The 17,972-nt window shown below is 35.3% G+C and carries 15 protein-coding genes; 5 read left to right on the top strand and 10 right to left on the bottom strand.

Going from position 1 to position 17,972, the window contains the following annotated elements; genetic code table 11:
• Positions 1–93: 93 nt before the first annotated feature.
• The 9 genes from MSHOH_RS07990 to MSHOH_RS24610 all read right to left on the bottom strand — a co-directional run bounded on the left by MSHOH_RS07990 (position 94) and on the right by MSHOH_RS24610 (position 9,213).
• Positions 94–3,039 (bottom strand): HD domain-containing protein, encoded by a 2,946-nt coding sequence (locus tag MSHOH_RS07990; protein ID WP_048138754.1) that lies wholly within the window; start codon positions 3,037–3,039, stop codon positions 94–96.
• 739 nt (positions 3,040–3,778) lie between these two features.
• The gene (locus tag MSHOH_RS25590; RefSeq protein WP_275425563.1) at positions 3,779–3,904 is read right to left on the bottom strand and encodes a hypothetical protein; all 126 of its coding nucleotides are present in this window, start codon (positions 3,902–3,904) and stop codon (positions 3,779–3,781) included.
• A 173-nt stretch (positions 3,905–4,077) separates the two neighbouring features.
• Positions 4,078–4,227 carry a hypothetical protein gene (locus tag MSHOH_RS23605; protein ID WP_158024090.1) on the bottom strand — a complete coding sequence of 50 codons (150 nt, stop codon included), beginning with the start codon at positions 4,225–4,227 and terminating at the stop codon, positions 4,078–4,080.
• Positions 4,199–4,339 (bottom strand): hypothetical protein, encoded by a 141-nt coding sequence (locus tag MSHOH_RS23600; RefSeq protein ID WP_158024089.1) that lies wholly within the window; start codon positions 4,337–4,339, stop codon positions 4,199–4,201. The genes MSHOH_RS23605 and MSHOH_RS23600 overlap by 29 nt, the downstream gene beginning before the upstream one ends.
• Positions 4,340–4,374: 35 nt before the next feature.
• A complete protein-coding gene (locus MSHOH_RS07985) occupies positions 4,375–5,010 on the bottom strand; it encodes a hypothetical protein (protein WP_162197616.1) in 636 nt (211 codons plus the stop codon).
• Between the two features lie 390 nt (positions 5,011–5,400).
• The gene (locus MSHOH_RS07980) at positions 5,401–8,100 is read right to left on the bottom strand and encodes a DNA polymerase (RefSeq protein WP_048138750.1); all 2,700 of its coding nucleotides are present in this window, start codon (positions 8,098–8,100) and stop codon (positions 5,401–5,403) included.
• The gene (locus tag MSHOH_RS07975) at positions 8,093–8,398 is read right to left on the bottom strand and encodes an HNH endonuclease signature motif containing protein (protein WP_239451268.1); all 306 of its coding nucleotides are present in this window, start codon (positions 8,396–8,398) and stop codon (positions 8,093–8,095) included. The genes MSHOH_RS07980 and MSHOH_RS07975 overlap by 8 nt, the downstream gene beginning before the upstream one ends.
• A gap of 39 nt (positions 8,399–8,437) precedes the next feature.
• Complete coding sequence (locus MSHOH_RS07970; protein ID WP_048138747.1) at positions 8,438–9,076, bottom strand: hypothetical protein; 639 nt, start codon at positions 9,074–9,076, stop codon at positions 8,438–8,440.
• The gene (locus MSHOH_RS24610) at positions 9,073–9,213 is read right to left on the bottom strand and encodes a hypothetical protein (protein WP_204245403.1); all 141 of its coding nucleotides are present in this window, start codon (positions 9,211–9,213) and stop codon (positions 9,073–9,075) included. Before MSHOH_RS24610 ends, MSHOH_RS07970 begins: the two co-directional genes overlap by 4 nt.
• A 105-nt stretch (positions 9,214–9,318) precedes the next feature.
• On the opposite strand from MSHOH_RS24610, the gene MSHOH_RS07965 reads away from it, so the two are divergent.
• From MSHOH_RS07965 to MSHOH_RS07945, 5 genes are all read left to right on the top strand, one after another.
• A complete protein-coding gene (locus MSHOH_RS07965; protein WP_048138745.1) occupies positions 9,319–10,224 on the top strand; it encodes a hypothetical protein in 906 nt (301 codons plus the stop codon).
• Positions 10,221–11,438: a CRISPR-associated endonuclease Cas1 gene (gene cas1, locus MSHOH_RS07960; RefSeq protein ID WP_048138743.1), complete on the top strand. Its 1,218-nt coding sequence runs from the start codon at positions 10,221–10,223 to the stop codon at positions 11,436–11,438. Before MSHOH_RS07965 ends, cas1 begins: the two co-directional genes overlap by 4 nt.
• Positions 11,439–11,717: 279 nt before the next feature.
• Positions 11,718–12,842: a restriction endonuclease gene (locus MSHOH_RS22055; RefSeq protein ID WP_052730765.1), complete on the top strand. Its 1,125-nt coding sequence runs from the start codon at positions 11,718–11,720 to the stop codon at positions 12,840–12,842.
• A 296-nt stretch (positions 12,843–13,138) separates the two neighbouring features.
• A complete protein-coding gene (locus tag MSHOH_RS07950; protein ID WP_158024088.1) occupies positions 13,139–13,930 on the top strand; it encodes a hypothetical protein in 792 nt (263 codons plus the stop codon).
• A 450-nt stretch (positions 13,931–14,380) separates the two neighbouring features.
• Positions 14,381–15,682 carry a phenylacetate--CoA ligase family protein gene (locus tag MSHOH_RS07945; protein WP_048138741.1) on the top strand — a complete coding sequence of 434 codons (1,302 nt, stop codon included), beginning with the start codon at positions 14,381–14,383 and terminating at the stop codon, positions 15,680–15,682.
• Positions 15,683–16,024: 342 nt separating this feature from the next.
• Here MSHOH_RS07945 and MSHOH_RS07940 read toward each other — a convergent pair whose 3' ends face one another.
• The gene (locus MSHOH_RS07940; RefSeq protein WP_048138739.1) at positions 16,025–17,551 is read right to left on the bottom strand and encodes a hypothetical protein; all 1,527 of its coding nucleotides are present in this window, start codon (positions 17,549–17,551) and stop codon (positions 16,025–16,027) included.
• Positions 17,552–17,972: the final 421 nt, after the last annotated feature.

The following is a 17,972-nucleotide window of genomic DNA, read 5'->3' as shown; positions in this document are numbered from 1 at the left end:
AGGTTGAAGAACTAATAATAAAGACATTAACTCATTTAAAATGGGACATGCCAATTTCTCTATAAATTCAACGTCAAATTCTTGGATACAATGTCATGTTTGCTCATTGCAATAGTTCCAAAACCAAGGTAGGTCATCCACATTAAAACCAGGAAACTCCTCACCATGAGAAATAGCTCCCACATCTTGGGCATTTTTCCAAAACTCCTCTACTGCATTACAGAAATACTCAAATATTTCTGGATAATGTTTGAGTATTCCAATATACGAGCAATTTATATCCTCCTTATATCTGATCCCTCGTGTGTTATAAGCTGAAAATGCTACAGCCTCCATATTAATTAATAAATCGGAAAAGAGTTTACCCAGATAATTTAACGCTTCAAGACAATTTTCATCTCTTGGATCCCATCCATCAAAAAATCTATACAATAATCGATGATTAGCATTAAAAATCACTGTTTCAGAATCAATATTATCTTCTGGATCATGAACAAATAGCGGTTCTTTGGTTCCAGTTTTACTATACATCTTAAATGTGAACATATTATAGTTAATACTATACATTTTTAAATCATCGTTACTTACAAAAGTTTTGACGACGACTCCAGGTATAGATGTAATATAGATGTCAGAAGGATTCTCTAAAATTTCACATAACATGTAGTATTTCCTCATGCTATTCTGATCTCTACCTAGTAAAACAATTACATCTAGGTCGATTAGACGTTTTATTTCTTCGAAAACATTTTCGTTTTGGATTTCTTCAGGCCAAATTTCTGAAGTTACTACTATTGTTGAAAACTTATTAAAGTCTTTAACTAATTTATAAGCACGTGTTCCGTCACGTGAAATCGTTAGAAAAGGAACGTTATTGAGGATGATTTTTGTCATTAATTCTATTCTCTTATCTTCCTCATAATCGGATCCAAAAGGCGGATCATGTCTATAAGTACTAAAAAAATTGTCATCTATTAATTCATCAACATATTTAATATATTTTTCAAATGTATTCGAATCTCTATATGTCTTCAAGCTATTTTCGAGTTCATCTAATAATCTCAATTGTATTTTTTCAATTAACTCATGGTATTTTTCATCTTCAATTATATTTGATCTGTTTGGAGATAGTGATAATTTTGTTTGACCTGAAATATTTATTGACATCAGGAGACTATTGGATAACCAAGGGGGTAATAGTTTGTCAAGAGGAATTGAGAAACCCCGTTGAGCGATCAGATGTTTTCTTTCTCTAGAAGTCCTTACAACTTTCATTGTACCTTCTATCCCCTCAGATTTATCCAATTCATTAAAAGTAATGTCATAATAAGTTTTTATGTTAGAGGTATCTCCATATATTTCACCTGGTAAAAGAGGTTCATAGATTTTTGTTTCATCATTTGTTTTAACCTTTATTTGATATTCAATAAAAGGAGCAATTTCTGATATTTTTTCAATTAGTGATGAGGGAGAAAATGGATGATCAGATTTTAAGTTCAAAATTATTTTCGTTCCATACTTAGAACGTTTAGATTGCCGTTTTACAAAATAGTCATAAGCTGTTGGGATTTCAAAATATATTGATATGTATGGATTGAGCTCATCTTCAAAAGTTTTTCTTCTACTCTCAACGGTAAACTTATCGGCAACCATAAAAACTGATAAAATACCGATTCCAAATTCGCTTACAGGATCTATGTCCACATTTTTTTCACGAAAATCTGAGCTTTGATAATAACTTCTACCAACTTTCATGAAATAATTTTTAAATATCTCCTCATCCATTCCGATGCCATTATCTTCAACAATTAATTCGTCATTTGTCAAAGAGACTTCTATGCTAGGGCGATAACCATTTCCTTCTCTTTTCTCTAGAGATTCTCTATAACGTACAGCATCTACAGAGTTTTGTAGAAGCTCTCTAAGTGCTACAACCGGATTTCCATATAGTCCTTCTCCCATCAGTAAGTCGAGGACTCGACGATAATCAAGTTCGAAACGGAAATCACGGTATTCATAACCAATAGAATGGATTCGTACATTAACTGACTCAGAAAGATTTAATCTATATTTAGCGAAATCAGCTCTATAACTCGAAATCAAATAATTGCTTTCTTCGAGTTCTTTATCAATATCTTTTATAAATTTTCTAAGTACACGTTCGCAGTTTGGACTTTTACATTCAGCTTCAACTTTGATTTCTTCAGGTCCAATCCGAAATCCAGTAATGGAAAGATGTTTTTCCCACTCTTGAATGCTGATTTTATCCTTTGGATTTATATGATAGAATAAACGCTTTGGTGTTCTTTCGGAATCGAGATCCAATATATCAGCTAGTCGTAATATAAGAGATAAATACTGAACATTCACTGGCTTATTTCGTACTAAAACATCAATTGGCCAATTATCATTCTTCTTTAGCTCTTTTACTGGAAGTCCATGACTGTCGCATACTGCCTTTACCCATTTATAGTATGAAGTGCCTTTCCATGAGATTTCAGAGTCCAATTCATATTCTTTGATTATTTTGTGTGCATGTTCAACGTGATTTTTTCGAAGAAAATCAGTAAATGCTTTGTTTTCAATTTCAAGTACTGCTTGATAATCGCCATTGTTTTTCGCTTTCTCAAGCTTTTCATATAATTCTTCATTTGAGTTTAAAAGCTTCTTAAATTCATTAGTTTTAACAATCTGCTTCCGCTCATCAGAAGAAGAGATCATTCCTATGTCGTGAAGATACGCAGCGTAAATAAGTATGGAAATTTCAACAGCGTTTAATTGTTCAAGAGTCTCTGGAGGTATTAAATCTTCTATATTTTTAATTACATGTATACTATGATTAGCGTTATGTAATGTGAATTCAGGCATGTTTATTGGAATTCTTTCTAACAAAGGAGCAGCTTTGCGAACAACTGAAATTATATTTTGTGAGATTTCATGATCTTCTATTGAAGTACTTTTTTTCTCTTCATTCTCTTTCTCAAGAAGCTTATTAAATAGACCTGTTTGGTGTAACCTCAGAATCGCATCTTCAGACATTTATCTGCTCCTTTGCTGCTTGCAAACTTTTTTAAGTAGCTCATAACATTTTTTGCTTTTAATTTCAACTAGAGTTTAATCTAGTAACTCCTTTAGATTTATGATTTCATGAAAATTAACACCTTAGCATTTAAACTAAAACACCTTTAAAAAAGCATACTATAGTCAAATAAAACTTTGGATTTTTATCTTGCCCAGGGGAATGTGCAGAACCTTTGACTAATAAAAATTTTGAACTATTTTCTTTGATAATAAACTTAAAAGACAACTGAACGATGAATTAAAATGAGTCAACTCTTTTGAACAAATATTATAGAAATTAATTAATTTTTATTAAGGATAACTTTTTAGAAAACGGCGATGTAGATATTTTTCAATAGCGTACACTTTTTTAGCGTTGTATATATTCCCTCTATTTTAGTGCGGGGATATAGGTAACTCGAATTTTTTGTACGCAACTGTAAGATAATTGCAGTACCATTTTTTCATAAAATTGCTTTAACCAAAAAATAGATTTCTATAACCTTTATTAATAAAAAATTAAATTTATTCTATATCTCTGCAAGACTTCTGAAAAATCTATTTAGCATGAAAGTGCTTTCAAGTATTTTCATTGTTTGGGCATGTTATTCGAAGAATATCATGTGAGTTTTTTCAGAGACAATCACTAATTAGGAATATTTTTACATTGTTTGGGTGAGTTTGTTTGATAATTTATAGAAATCCGAATGATAGGAAATTATCTTTTAACGTTACCAGTGGATTTTTTTGTTACTTTCCTGTTTGCTTGTAAATTTACTGTTTTTATAGGCTCTTTGTCTGGCAATTTAGGAGTAGTCTTTTTTGGGGCTTTCGTGTCACTCAAGATATTACCTCTATATCTCTTTCAATTTCTGTATATCTGATAGATTGTGCCTATGTCAACACTTTATTCTCATTTGGGTTACTATTTTTAAAGACTTTTATGGTAATTTTTGGCTTTTCTTTTATCTCATCTTTTGGCGTTATTATAATTTGTTTTTTGAACTGATGTGCTTTTTATGAGTTTTTCTTTGGACTTTTTTTTAGTTCTTTTTTTGGGTTCTCAGATAATTGAATATCTTTCATTTTTAAAGGTTCCTTCTCTGGTAGTTTTGGCTTTTCTTTTATTTCATACATTTCACTTTTCCTTGTTATTTTTCCTGTCATTATTAGAACCACCTTTCTGTATCCATATGCTTCTTATAGGTTCTTCTTCCGGAAGTTTCGGTATTTCTCTATTTTTATTTTCCTTATCCAAATTTTTAGTTTCTCTAACCAAGTTCAAACCTCCTTCTTATAAACAAACAAATTAATTCATGAATTCATATCTTCCTGTAGCATTTCTATTCTTTTGCCCTCACTTTCTATAAAACCTATCATAAACACCACAAATAATATAACAAAAATTATGGATATTGTAACAAACATTATAGTTAGATTTTTCAAAATTAAAGCTGAAACGAAAAATATAAACTCAACGATTGAGGCTAATGCTACCATAATTATCTCTTTTCTAAGAGAATTACGCTCTTCAGCACTAATTATGATACTTCCATACCCTAATAAGTATGTTTGAGTAAATTTTTCCAATATTATTTCTTTCTCTTCAGCAAGTAATTCATAGATTGCATTTGGAGTAGGAACTCTAAATTTATTAGTTGGAAAAATTCCAATTATAGCCCTAACTATAGCGAATAATATAAACAACACACTAATAATTAAAGGACAAGTAATTATTTTGTTTGACATAAGATGTACATTATTAAAATCACATAAAAAAAGAAATACAGAAGCGTAAATTCCCAAGAGAACCAGTAACAAATTCAAACTGCCCCATATGTTTTCTGAAGTTTGAAATAAATGTTCAAGTTGCTGGTTTCTCAGGTCTCTTGACTCATTGAGTATTATTTGCAAAATATCTTCTTTAAACTCAGGTTCGTTTTTTGGCATATCCTGCATGTTTAAATCTCTTTAATTCTTTGTTTTAAACTAAGGTTCATATAGCTACTATATATAACTTACTAAATAAATTAACGAAATTGTATTTTTTTTATGTAATTTAATGATAAACTCGTGTGTGTCAAAAAGACGTATAAAGCCTATTTTCAATGTTAAAACATACTTAAACGAGGAGTAATTTCCAAAAAAGATAATGAGTTTAGATCACTGAACTAATAAGTTAGGAAAGAGGCAATCTTAGTTTACTTAATACGTCAGATAGGGAAATTTAGGCATTCTAATGAAAACCACAATAACCGTCTTTAATCTTAGTGGAAAACGCTGATGTTTCTGAGTTTTACTACTATGGAGGTTCTAATTTTATCTAGGAAGACGGGGTTACTATTTAGCTTCAGTATTCAATCCTTGAGAGCTATAATATTTCAGAATTTTTTGCATATTGGTAGTATTAAAATTTAGCTTTCTCTCTCTTGCTTTTTCTTTCAGATATTTTAGTTCACTCCGGTGCTTAATACCTATTTTTCGGGCTTTTTCAGGGATCAGAGTCAAAATAAAGTTTATTGTCTCTTCCTCATTAATAAAACCTTGAGCCCCAGTAACATCTAAAGGCTGATCCTCAATATTATTTGCTTCTTTCCCAATGTAAACAAGACCATCAGCCTGAATATATTTCCTCTTTAAAACTCCTATATCTCCATCAAACTTGTTTTCAAGATGCTCAATATACTGCAAAATTGTTCTGCTCAATGGTTTGAAATACTGAGATCCTTCCTTAACTTCTCCTTTTTCATAATCAATAAATGGCTCATAGACAATCTTCTGATAATCTTTGGTAAATGGAGCCAGAGGCTTAACAGCCTTCTCATTTTCTTCAATTGCCTGGAACCCTACAAGAAAGAAGTTAAAAGGCTTAATTTGCTCTTTCCAAGGCTTCCCATCATTCAGTTTCTTAAACCTGTTCAATACATTGGAAGTGCTGACAGTAAGCTTGGAAATTGCATAAAGGTTTGAATACTTCTCTCCAATATCCCTTTCAGTAATCAGCCCATAATGCAGTTTAAGAATATCCTGCCAGATTTCACCCTGCCAATCTTCAACTGAGTTAGGGAAAGGGTTTGTTAAATGTCCAAGCCCATGAAGCTTATAAGATCTTTCATCTTCCATGAACCTGATTTTTCTATCTTCATAATAGTACAGAGCATACCTTTTAGAAGCAATTCCATAAAACCAGAGATCTTTTTTCTCAGGTTTAAGCAATGGAATATCAATGTTATAGGGGTTAAGAGGCTGAAAGAACTCTACAAGCTCCTGAGCCTTATCAGGAGGTACAAACACAGAATCAGTATCCATATAAGCGTGAATTGCCCCAAGCTCTTTTAATCTGGCTTCAGCCATTGTTAAGAAAAGCCTGGCTCCTGACGTAATCATAACAGCTAGGAGAGGATGAAAATACTTTCCTGACTTCTCGAACCTGTTTTCCTTAGTAACAAAGTTTTCAAGCCCATAAACCTGAAACTCGCTTTTCTTATCTTCGGGATTAAGCTCAATAAAGATTCCATAACTCAGAGCATTTACAAGAATCTTGATAGCCTGGGCTCTGCTTGATAAATGCTGATATTCAGGATCATTTCTCTCTGTGTTTTTCAATTCCTGCTTAATCCTCTGCCTCTCTTCTACAAGAACCTGAACAACATTATCCTTTAATGGATCAATATCAATTCCAAGAACCCTGGATTTCCTTAAGTTCTTCTGTACTCCTTTAGGAACAAATTTCACGGCTTCTATAATCTTTGGAACCTTGCCGGTAAGGAGATATGAGCCTATAACATCCGGTAAAGAATACCACATCTCAGACTTAGAACTCAGATAATTGATTCCTACGTTAAAGCCTGTATTATTTCCTTTGTAATCCATCCTTACAGGCAAAATGTCATTATCTGGCTGAATCCTAACCATAACAACAAGCTTTTTCCATGTATCCGGTTTCTGAAGGTCTGAAAGCTTCAGTTTTGAAACAAATATCCTAACCTCCTCGGTTATGTCCTGAATTTCCAGGCTTTCAGCTATGATGTATTTCCAGAGGTTCATTAACATTGTAACTGTAGGGTACATGCTTGTAAAATCAAGAACTGTTACCTTTATTGGCTCCTTCCTGATTTTACATTCTGTTCTTCCTCCAAAATAAGAAGTCATCATGTTTCCAATAATCGAATCTGGAAAATCTGGATTCATTTCCAAGAATGGCTTAATCCCCATTTGCTCAAGAGAATGTTTTCCAATAGAAGCCTCACTAAAGATCTTTGTTATGGGTATGTGAATCTGATAAACATCAAGCTCCTTAACAAGCTTCTCATATACAGCCTGGGTAGTTTCAACATCCTTTACTAGATAATCAATGTACTTTTCAGTAACCTTCCCATGTTCAATCCCTTTCATCTTCTGAACAGGTGTGTTAAGCTTCTCTCCTGCTTTCTCAAGGGAAATATGGTTTGACTGAAGGAGAACTTCAGCTAATCTTTGAGTATCCAGGAAATAGCCTGAGAAGTAGCTCTCTCCTTTGTTCTGCTTAGTAGTGGTAAACTTGAAGCTGTTAGAGTATCCAAGCTTTTTGACTATTATAGGAGGGTTGAAAGGGTCATCTGAGAGGGTAAGAGTAAAGCCCCCTCTATTCTTTACCCTTGAATCTCCTGATTTTTTGGCTATCCTGCTTATGTCAAAAGCCAAGTTATACCCATTGCAGAGGGTTTTAAGCTCAAAGACTTCAGGATAAAACACATTGTCTATGAACTTACCCAGGGAATACAGGCTTATGTCATGTTTTCTTGAATAGGCTTCCAGAGTCTTTATTTCTCTTTCGTTCAGGGTAGATGGATCATAGAATAAACCATCATGCTGAATAACTCCATCCTGGTAGATCTGGAAGTATCCTATCTTAAAATTTTGATACTGGTCGGTTGTGGTTTCAGTATCAAAGACCAGTACCCTGTTATGCCTGAGAGGAGTATCATAACGCCTAAAGCTCCTATACTCTCCTTTTTTCTCAAGCCTCTGAGTATATCCCCTGACTGCAACTTTAGACATTTTGCACCATCTCATTTCCAAGATCAATTAGCTGAGTTCCTAATTCTGTAAGCAAGGCACCAATAGATACAATCTGAAAAGCTCTCTTTTGCTCAGAAGAGGCATTTCCAGATCTGGCTTTTGGGTTAAATTTATTCTGTTCCTTTGTTACCTTGGAATGGCAGTTTTTGCAGAGAGGCTTAACCTGATCTGAATTGCTCCTTCCATAGACATGATGCATTTCAATAACTTCTGGGTCATCCTCCCCACAGACAATACAGCAAAGAGAAGGTTTTCCTTTTCTCTTCTGTTTGTTCAAAGTTTTTTGATAGGTTTCTTTGTCTATAGTTTCACCTCCTCAGTGCTGATAAATTTCCAAAAACTCTGGCTCTTCCTGGGCTTCCAGGATCTCATAGAGCTTATCAAGGTCGGTTTCAAAGTGGTGGACTTTGCCTTTAGCATCCACTATTTGAATATCCTTAAATTTGGCAAGAACTGAAGGATCATTGTTTTTTATTGCCTTCTGAACATTGGCATGATATTCTGCAATTAAAGACCTATCCTTAGAACTGGCTGTAATAATCGTTTTTTGTCCTTCTGTGGAGTAAATCAGCATTTCAGCCTGGATAGTGTCTGTTTTTGTAACCTTCCAGGTTCCTTCTGACTTATGCAGGTTCTTTCCAAGATGCTTGACTGCAAATTCTGTCCTTTTGCCTATCTTTTCAAGTATAGAAGAAAGATTTTCTCCTTTTCTCATTTCCCTTAAAATTTGGAGAGATAGGTTTCTATCTCTCTTATCCTGGGCTGAAAGAGTTTTCCAGGCTGTCTGGCTAAGGTCAAAATCCCCTATCTTTAGGTTTCTAAGCTGGCTGAGGCTTTTATCAGGGAAAAACTTGTGTTTCCTGATGATTTCCTTAGCATATTTTGTATCCCTGGGCTGAGCCTTGAGCCATTCTCCATAAGTCCTGTAGTCTTTGGAAAATCTTGGTCGGCTCATCTTTCAGCCTCCATCATTCTGATAAAAGCTGTTCTCATAACTTCAGCCTGAGAGCATCCGTATTCTTCTGCTTTCTGTTTAAGTTTCTCCTTAAGGTAAGGAGACAGTGTAATTAAAACACGATTTTTTTCAGTCACTTTTTATCACAACATATAATACGCCCTATCACACTTATGTACAGAATTGAGTATAACTTTAAGTATAAGTTTGACATATATTTTGTATATACTTGAGTAAAACACATGAAAAAGAGAGTATTATTTGTGACACAAAGAGACTTTGAAACTGAGGTAAAGCAGTATCTTACACAAAAAGGATATGCAAGAAGGAAACAACTCATCGAAGACCTGATGAAAAAGCATAAAAATGAACTTGGGTACAGCCTCAAGAGTATAAACCGTAAATTAGACAACCTAAAGAAACAAGGTATGATTATACGCCTAGAATATTCTGATTTTGGGAAATTAGGAATAGAGGATACTGATAAAAACGCCAGTTATCTGACCTTGAAAAATATATCCAAAATAACGGAGCATATGGATAAGATTTTAGAAAGGCTTGATTCAGAAGAGTCCATAAAGCAAAAAATGGCTTTAAAAGAGATTGCCCGTTATGAACAAACTTATGTTTTAACCCCAAAACAATTGGATCTAGTGGTATCTCAGTTTGATAAGAACATTGATGTAGGAACTATAGATAATGAGCTTGCTGATAAGCTATTACTTTTATTAGACAGATATATTTTGAAAAAAGGTATTGAGCCAACCAATAAAACAAAAACAATTGACCTGTTAGTAAAATTGCTAGAGAAATATCCTGTTCCTGTTTCAACCCATGTAAACCTTAGAACTCACATTATCTATCTTCTTGGGCATTATGGGCATAAAGCCGTAATTGATAGGTTTATGGAAGATGCAAGAATCCTAAAAGATCTTTCTTCTATAGAAAATGTTTACAATACAGAATATACAGCCAATCTTATTGAGGAACACAGAGAGGAACTATACAAATTAGAGGAAGAGTTAGCAATTGAAGGAAAAGAAAACGCTTCACAGTTTGTTTCCAATATCAGGACTGATGCTCTAATTAATTTGGGGTTACATGAAAATCCATATACAAAAGGAGAAAAAGAGGTTGATTTCAAATGAAGCTTCTTCTTTTGAATGGACACGGCATAAATATGCATGTTGATGGAGCCAGGCTCCATGTTAAAGAAGGAAGATTTTCAACTACTGAAGAGCCTCAAGAATATGTATTTTCTCCTAAAAGGATTGATATTGACGGCATTATCATCTATGGTAAGAGTGGGAACCTTACCTTAGAGGCTATTAGATGGCTTATTAAGCATAATGTCCAAGTTTCTATCTTAGACTGGAACGGCAAACTTTTAACCACAATGCTTCCTCCTGAAAGTACAAATCTAAGAACAAAGTTTTCTCAGTATCATGCTTTTGAGGATAAGGAAGCAAGGCTTGAGATAGCAAAGAAGTTTATTGAGGCTAAATTCGATAAATCTAAAGCCGTGCTTGATTTCCTTAGCCAAAGATATCCTGAAATTAAATTTGATATTTCGGATGGACTCACAAAGTTAAGAGAAGTAAAGAGCACCAGGGAAATTTTGGGAGTAGAGGGAACCTTAGCCGGTAAATACTGGATTGAGTTCTCTAAAGCTGTTCCAAAGGAATATGATTTCTGTAACAGGATAGACCAGTTCAGAAGAGCTATGGGTTCAGGAGATATAGTAAACACTATGCTCAATTATGGCTATTCTCTCCTTGAGGCTGAGTGTTTAAGAGCCATAAACACTGTAGGTCTGGATGCTCATGTAGGGTTTTTGCATGAAATGACTCCAAGCAAGAACAGTTTAGCCTATGACCTTCAGGAGCCTTTCAGGTTCCTTGTTGATCTGGCAGTAATTAGCCTGGTTGAAAGCGGAGCTATGGAAAGTAAGGATTTCATAAGAACAGAAAATTACAATTTGAGGCTGAAACCTACAGGAGCAAGGAAAATTGTTAATGAGTTTTCCAATATGCTGAACAAAAAGGTAAGTTACCAGGGGAAAGAAAGCACTTGGAGTTATGTTATCTTTTTGAAGGTAAGAGAGTTAACCCATTATCTTACTAGCAAAAAGGAGAAACTGGACTTTGTTAAGCCTGAGTATGAAATTGAGAGAATTGATTCCTATGAAATAAGACAAAAGATACTCAATATTTCTTATGTTGACTGGAAGAAATTAGGGTTTTCCAAAGGCACTTTACATTATATGAAACAGAACGCCAAGTCAGATAAGCCATTTACTCTTAATGCTCATGTTCTGGAAAGGGTGAATAAGTGGGAAGCGTTGGTTTCAAGTCAAAAGTAAAAATGTGTATATTTTTACTGTAAAATGTAAAAAAAGTAGAAAATGTAAATTTTACAGTAAAATTGTAAAACAGTATCAGGAAAGACTGTAAATTTTACAGGTAAAATGTAAATTTTACAGAAAATAGTAAAAGATGGTATAAAAAAGGCATAAAAGAGTAGTAAAATATGGTTAATTTTACATATTTTGTAAAATCAGTTTTTTTATAGTTCAAATTTCGGTAGGAAGCTTTCTAAAACTTTTAACAGGTTATTTAACTCTTGACACTTAATTCTAATTATGCAACAATTAGAGATTAATTATGAAAATAAATTTTCTTTTGATCATTTAAATTCAACTCAGTTTGAAGAGTTTTGTTTTGAATTGTTAGAATGCTTAGGCTTTAGAAATGTAAATTGGAGAAAAGGAACAGGGCACGCTTCTAGTCCTTCTGATCAAGGAAGGGATATTGAGTGCGAAAGAGTACTTGAAGATGTAGTAGATGGGGAATTAATAATTGAAAAGTGGTTTGTTGAATGTAAACATTATAAAACAGGGGTTCCACCTGAAAAAATTCAAGGCGTATTGAGTTGGGCGACTTCTAAAAGACCTGATAGAGTACTAATCATAGCTTCAAATTTCTTATCTAACCAATGTAAGAATTCTCTAGATGATTATGTTCGTGAGAACAGACCTCCATTTAAAATTAAATATTGGGAAAAAAAAGATTTAGAGAAAGTTACGCAAGGACATTCACTGTTATTAAAAAAATATAACATTGGGTACGATTTTTCGTTTATAAACATTATGCATCCAAATCATCTACTATATATTAAAGATTTACATATTTTTAAGCTGGATTCTTTCTTTAAAATTATGGATAATATTGAGGCAACGAAGAGGGACAAAATTTTAGGCTATGCATACAGCTCAATAATTAGACCTAAGTTTAGAAAGCCAACCACGATGAATGAAACGTTTAGAAATTTATTACTTGATGAAGTTAGTTATGAAAATTTTAAGTCTAAATGCTATGAAACTGAAAAAAAGAATAAAAACATATCAGTAGCTACTTATGTTACAGATATTGTATTGAAAACTTGTTTCAGATTAGGAGACACAACAACTTTAGACCAAAGTATCAAAAACCTTGAGTCTCTCAGAGAATCTATCCAAAATGAATTATTGAAAGAAAAGGAATCTGAAAATCATTATTCTGTAGAAGTAATCGAAAGCACATTGGAAAAGATTAATCGTCAACTAGACAATATACAAGATCAAAACGAAGAATATCGTTCCATTTATAATTTCTTTTGTGAATATGTATTATCGTTTTTATTTGAAGAAGAAATGTTAGAAATAATTAATTTTGATCCTACGAAATTTAAAGAATTGTTTAATGTAGACAGTAAAGCGTCTCAATAAAATCAAACCTAACTATTTCTATATTTCTTATTTTTTAATCATAGCTTTTATGACAAAATCCATGTATCAATTTTTTCAGGTTCTTATTCCAAAAATAATTACAAAATTTATAGAATATAAACTAACTAGATAGTTTACTTAAAATCAAAGTTAAGAAGGCAATGTTCGCATATTAGACTCTTAACCAAATGTATAAAAGATATAATAACACTTTTTAAATGGTGTTTTTAACTGACTAATTTCATGAGGCGATTTGTATACCTAAAAGCAATGATGCGAGTACCAAAATCGATACCTTGGGAGACACCGATAGTATAAAAGAATGTTTTGTAATTATGCCGATAACGGATAGGTCACCCTATGAAGAGGGACATTTCAAAATAGTCTATGATCATCTGATTAAACCTGCATGCGCGCTAGCCGGTTTTGCCCCTATAAGGTCTGACGAAATTAAAAACACAAATTTTATTGTAAAAGATATACTGACAAGACTCTTAAATTCACCTATGGCTATCTGTGATTTAAGTGGTCAAAATCCAAATGTTCTTTTTGAACTTGGAATAAGACAATCTTTTAATAAACCAGTTACGATTATAAAAGACTTGATCACCCCACGTATTTTTGACATTGATGGGTTAAGATGCCTTGATTACAATGAAAGTTTAAGAGTTGATCAAATAAATTCATCAATCAAGTTAATCGCAGATACTCTAAAAAACACATATGAATTAAGAGATAATCTAGAAAACTCTTTAATTCATTCATTGAGTGTCAAACCTGCTAAACTTCTAAATGATCAAGTTCTATCCAATGATACGACCGTGTTATTAAACTCCATAAATACCCTTAAGAATCAGTTTGATTCACTTAAATTTGCATTAACTAATCAATATAACGTCACAGAAATACCACTTAAAGAGTTATCACCAGAAGAAATGAATTGTCTAAATATACCTGTACAAAGGACTCTAGATGGGGGACTTATTAGATGGTTAAAGAACCCAGATGGAAGCCTGAGAAGAATAATCGTATCAGATAGAATTAATCCTGTAATCTCAGTTGAAAAAGACTGTAATGATCAAAAATGACGGAAACCTTTTGGAAAAAGTAAATGCAATTACCTATTATTCAGACTAAAAATATTAAAAACCTGAGTTTTTATTTAAATTTGCATTAAAGAAGTTACTTGTATTTTTGAGTTAAGGCTACATCCTAAAAAACGGTTGTGCATATTTCTTGCAATGGCGTACAAAAAATTTGAGTTACCTATTACCCTCTATTTTAGTGCGATGAATATAATTCGAACCCACTAAATTTACTCCCCTTCCCACCCCAAGCGGTTCACTCAACAATATTTATATGTGGGAAGGGTCACAGTACAGAAGGATTTTTTCAAACATTTTATATTACTCATAAGATTACTTAACATATTATGACATGCAGATGCATGGCACGAGTAGGTATAGCAAGAACAGGGTAGTTCATAGCAATATTCGAATCTAAAAAATGGTTTTACAAATTAGAAGAAGGTCCTTTTAATGAAATACTGGCAGCCGAAATACGAAACAATGAATCCCGAAGAACTGAAAAGACTTCAGCTTAAACGCCTGCAAAACAGTGCAAAGCTGGTCTATGATAACGTTCCTTTCTACAGGCAGAAATTCAAAGAGGCAGGAGTTACCCCCGATGACATCAAAACCCTTGAGGATGTCCGGAAACTGCCTTTCACACGCAAAACAGACCTTCGGGACAATTATCCTTTCGGCCTTTTTGCTGCAAAAAAAGAGGATATTGTTAGGATCCACGCCTCCTCCGGGACCAGTGGAAAGCCCACGGTTGTCGGTTATACTGCAAAAGACATAGAGACATGGTCTGACCTGATTGCCCGCAGCCTTACAATGATAGGGCTTTCAAAAGGCGATGTTATCCAGAACTCGATGAACTACGGCCTCTTTACAGGCGGGCTCGGCTTCCATTATGGCGTTGAAAGGATGGGAGCCATGATTGTGCCTGCAGCAACAGGAAACACTGCCAGGCAGCTTGAGATGATGATCGACTTCGGGGTAACCGCGGTTCACTGCACCCCTTCATATGCCTTCTACCTCGCAGAAACCGCAGAAGAGCTCGACCTCATAGACAAGCTCTCCTTAAAAGCAGCCATTTTCGGCGGCGAACCCTGGTCGGAGAACACCCGCAAGCAGCTCGAGAAAAGGCTCAACCTCAAAGCATATGACTGCTACGGCTTATCCGAAATGTTCGGGCCAGGAGTCGGCTTTGAATGTCAGGAACAGAATGGTCTCCATATCTGGAGTGATAACTTCCTTGTAGAAGTCCTTGACGAAAACGGAGAACAGGTCTCGGAAGGCGAAAAGGGAGAACTCGTCTTAACTTCCCTCAGCAAAGAGGGCTTCTGCAATATAAGATATCGCACAGGCGACATGACAAAACTCCTTGAGTCCGAATGCGACTGCGGCAGGACAACCACAAGGATTTCACGCCTCCTCGGCAGAGCCGATGATATGCTCATAGTAAGAGGCATCAATGTCTTCCCTTCCCAGATCCAGGACGTAATCTCCCGAATCCCGCAGGTCGGAGAACACTTCCAGCTTATCCTTGACCGCAACAAACACATGCTTGACGAACTCACAATCGAAGTCGAACTCGAAGAAAACGCCTTTACCGGCGACCTCAAAGACCTCAAAGCCGTCCAAAACCACGTCCAGCACGAACTCAAATCCGTCCTCAATATCCGCACAAACGTAGAACTGCTGGAGAAAGGCAGCATCGAAAGGACCGCAGGAAAGGCAAAGAGGGTTATCGACAGGCGGCCGGAGATCTGAGCTTTGCTCAGCCTTTTAGAAAAATTACTGTTTAGTACTGAAGTGATCAGGGAATTTTTGTTCTCTGATTTCTCTTACTTTTTTGCGTCCTAAACTAATTCCAATTTCTTATTTTCAAAACGACAGCCGTGCTGAACATATTGCTTATTAGAACCCCAAGCAACGTCACGCTCGACGAAGGAGAGCGGCTTTGCAGACAAAAAAGAAGATAGATACAGCTCTGACGTTGCATACTAAAAAAATGAACGTGTTATCTGCAAACACGTTCAGCCAGAGCTTTAATTTGCCTTAAGCTTTAATTTTTAATATTCAGTTCCTTTTACCTTGATTCTTTTTTTTGCCTTAATCCTGAGGGTCGAACTTTATAGCCCGGTCGTACACTATCTCCGAGTAGGCTGGTCCGGTTTTTGTTGTATTCTCCAGGTAAATCCTGAAGCCAATAAAAAGCGGCTGATCCAGCTCTATGCCACGAGCTCCCTGACCATAAGGAACTTCATAGCAATATTGATCATCTTCTGTGCAGTTCCTGGCTAGCTTATAGACATACAGGTATTTCGCGTTTGGATTATCAGGAAGATATTCCTCAGCAGACCCACTGAAATCCGCATCAGAGATCGCTCTAACTCCATTCCATGTATCTGCTCCGTATATTGCGAAATTCGAGTACGTCGCCTTTCCTGTAGCTACATGATTGACCCCATAGACAATTATGAATTCGTCGGAATCATTGCCCAGAGTAATTGCCGGGTCTCGCAGGAAAGGATAGTACTGCGACGTGTCAAAGAAAGGAGGTGTTGGCGAAGAGATAGTCTGGTTTGCTGTCCAGAGATAGGCTGCATCGTTATTGGGACCCAGGACATTTATACCTCTCTGGATAGCATCAGTCCCTACCGAAGCCCACATACTGATTGGAAGCTCCGTTGCATTTGACCCATTATATTTGTTGATAATGGCAATCCTCAGCTCTTCGAGATCATCCGTCAGGTCAAACTCCGTTTGTCCGGTTCCACGAACCCTTAACTCCGGATAATCATACGGGTCAAGCTCAGTAGTGTTGTTGGGAGTAATCCTGAAAACAGTTGCAGGTGTATTATTGATGTAATTCTCACCAGCCTGCGCGTCATTGAACAGAGCCGGGCGGATAAATGAGGCAAATGTATCGGAATCATTATCCAGGCCCATGTTCAGTATGACCGAGGGCAGCACCTGCGTGTTAATTGTATTGTTCGAATATCCTGCAGACTGAGCAGCATCCCGAATGCGCTGGTCAATGCCTCTGTCAGCAGTAATGATTATTACCGTTCTTTGATCGAAAGGATTTCCAAGCTGACCATCTGGAGTCCCTTCAGTTTTAATAACCAGGTTATTAATCGGATCGGCAAAGTTAGCAAAGAGCCATCTCCTCTCGTTCCCAACTGTCCTGTGTATTAAGTAATTATCGTAACTGAAGTACCTGCATTCCGGAGGTGTTCTTCCCACGAAAACAACAGCTTCATCAGGACCAAGGTTCCAGAAGGGGGTTGTGTTCCCACCTATTCCAAGAATACTCGTTAATCCAGAAATCCGTTCATCTACCTCATAGCCAGGTGCTGGCGGAACAAAATATATCAGATATTTAGTGGTTGGATTGTTTCCATACGCAGAAGGCAATACTCCTTCCTCTAATAATCTAATTGTATCAAAAAATCCCAAGTCACCTTCCTGTACGGTGAATCCGTCCTGCTCTAAAGCCTGTCGAAAAGCTTCTGTATCGTTCGCCTCTGTGATATTTGCCTCTGTGTCATTTGTTTCCATATCCTGTGCAAGTGCAGTTCCTGTAAATATCGAGAACAAAACGCCAAGTAATATAACTACTAGATAATTTTTCATGCACCATGTCTCCCTGTCAGCTATAGTTATTCTCGCAAAAAATTACACTTAAAAAAGAAAGGTTGAACTTAAAAAGAGTATCTCTTTAATTCTTTCTAAGATTATATACTTTTGATACTTCATAAAAATAAAATGCAATTCTTTGCAATTAATACTATAATTATAATTAAATGTATTAGAAACCTTGGTGGAACGTTAACTAAATTTGGATAGTTGATCTGTTGATTGTGCAAACGATTCCTTACTCCTGTCCTGTTTTGACCTATTCCTAATTCTTTAAAATAATGCCACAGAAGTGCATAAAAAATTTAACAAAAATTTAAAGTCCCGTTTTCTGTATTATATTTCATAGCCAGTTGTAAATATTGATTTCTAAGAACCAGGGAAACTCAACGCTCGACGAAGGAGAGCGGTCTTTCCG

It is taken from the genome of Methanosarcina horonobensis HB-1 = JCM 15518, from assembly GCF_000970285.1.
GTDB lineage: Archaea > Halobacteriota > Methanosarcinia > Methanosarcinales > Methanosarcinaceae > Methanosarcina > Methanosarcina horonobensis.
Note: the sequence above shows the minus strand (reverse complement) of the source record. Positions and strands in the feature narration are given on the sequence as shown.

Coding starts and splice junctions, on each gene's coding strand:
- MSHOH_RS07990 (WP_048138754.1), bottom strand. CDS start 3,039: ATGTCTGAAGATGCGATTCTGAGGTTACACCAAACAGGTCTATTTAAT.
- MSHOH_RS23605 (WP_158024090.1), bottom strand. CDS start 4,227: ATGACAGGAAAAATAACAAGGAAAAGTGAAATGTATGAAATAAAAGAA.
- MSHOH_RS07985 (WP_162197616.1), bottom strand. CDS start 5,010: ATGCCAAAAAACGAACCTGAGTTTAAAGAAGATATTTTGCAAATAATA.
- MSHOH_RS07980 (WP_048138750.1), bottom strand. CDS start 8,100: ATGTCTAAAGTTGCAGTCAGGGGATATACTCAGAGGCTTGAGAAAAAA.
- MSHOH_RS07970 (WP_048138747.1), bottom strand. CDS start 9,076: ATGAGCCGACCAAGATTTTCCAAAGACTACAGGACTTATGGAGAATGG.
- MSHOH_RS07965 (WP_048138745.1), top strand. CDS start 9,319: ATGAAAAAGAGAGTATTATTTGTGACACAAAGAGACTTTGAAACTGAG.
- cas1 (WP_048138743.1), top strand. CDS start 10,221: ATGAAGCTTCTTCTTTTGAATGGACACGGCATAAATATGCATGTTGAT.
- MSHOH_RS22055 (WP_052730765.1), top strand. CDS start 11,718: ATGCAACAATTAGAGATTAATTATGAAAATAAATTTTCTTTTGATCAT.
- MSHOH_RS07945 (WP_048138741.1), top strand. CDS start 14,381: ATGAAATACTGGCAGCCGAAATACGAAACAATGAATCCCGAAGAACTG.
- MSHOH_RS07940 (WP_048138739.1), bottom strand. CDS start 17,551: ATGAAAAATTATCTAGTAGTTATATTACTTGGCGTTTTGTTCTCGATA.